Source organism: Tolypothrix sp. VBCCA 56010 (assembly GCF_050875635.1).
GTDB lineage: Bacteria > Cyanobacteriota > Cyanobacteriia > Cyanobacteriales > Nostocaceae > Hassallia.
Genome location: NZ_JBPAOH010000394.1, coordinates 1 through 707 on the forward strand (window position 1 = coordinate 1; position 707 = coordinate 707).

Annotated in this window: 1 pseudogene; it reads right to left on the reverse strand. The window is 42.6% G+C overall.

Annotated elements, in window-relative coordinates:
- Positions 1 to 97 precede the first annotated feature (97 nt).
- Positions 98 to 352, reverse strand: a pseudogene (locus AABK37_RS41690) (hypothetical protein); the annotation flags it as partial.
- Positions 353 to 707 lie beyond the last annotated feature (355 nt).

The following is a 707-nucleotide window of genomic DNA, read 5'->3' on the forward strand; positions in this document are numbered from 1 at the left end:
CGTCTTTTAAGACGATTGCGTTGGTCTGTTAATCATACGCCCCGAAGTGCGCCGTCTTCTCCCTTACACCCTAACCATGCAACCCCACACCCTTCTTGTTGACACAGTAAATCGTGCAAGCACTGGCGATTCTATGCAAAGTCATTTGTTCCCCAGGACTGAGTGAGCGAAATTGCTGCATCGCTTGCTTCAGTTCACTGAGGGAAGATACTGCTAACCCAGGAAGTGCTATTGTCAGATTGCTATCTCCATTCACTGCAATCCAGTAATGACGACTGGGGTCAATTCCTACAAGCCAAGGTGATTCATCATCAAGGCAATAGCGTGGCGACAAATAAAAGGCTACTTCCATAGGAAAAATTATGATACGTGCTTTTCATTTTTTTTGCTGATTTGGTGAATCAGTCTCAGGGAACGGTTTCCGTTCCGTCGAACTGATTCTCCCGTTGGGTGACAATCAAGCTAAGAGCTTCTGTGGCACAAAATCGGCATAATGTGAGTTAATGTTTTAATATTTAATTATTAAAAGTTATAAATCAAATAAACTTAGCAAAAATTTTAACTTTGTTAACAATTCTTAATATAGAGAATACGTAGTATAGCAGTTCCCATTCAGATGCGGTACAACATTATATCTTCGTGGGTAGGGGCACGGCACTGCCGTTCCCCTACGGGTGTACCTCACGTAACCGAGAATTGCTATAAGC